Here is a 245-nt window from a genome sequence, read left to right as displayed (position 1 = left end):
AAACGAAATGTGACCCAGGACCGAACAAAAGAGAAAAGTGATTTTCCATCTGTTTTATATTTATCCGCGCCCCATACTAAGAAAAGAGGAATCACACCATAATACATGAGCCAAACTTGATCGATCATATCCCAAAATATCCATTTAAAGGGAGGAAGGAAGCGGAAGGCTACAAGCCCCGCTTCTACCGCCGCAAAATAACCAAGTGCCCTCCATGTAACCGCACGCGGAAGACGATACCCCAT

Annotated in this window: 1 protein-coding gene; it reads right to left on the bottom strand. The window is 44.9% G+C overall.

Annotated elements, in window-relative coordinates; genetic code table 11:
- On the bottom strand, positions 1-245 hold a 245-nt coding region (locus ACQRBL_RS32965), incomplete at both ends, for a TcpE family conjugal transfer membrane protein (protein ID WP_427736507.1).

This window comes from Bacillus sp. AF62 (assembly GCF_050312695.1).
Taxonomy (GTDB): domain Bacteria; phylum Bacillota; class Bacilli; order Bacillales; family Bacillaceae_G; genus Bacillus_A; species Bacillus_A cereus.
This window is presented reverse-complemented; position numbering and strand designations above follow the sequence as displayed.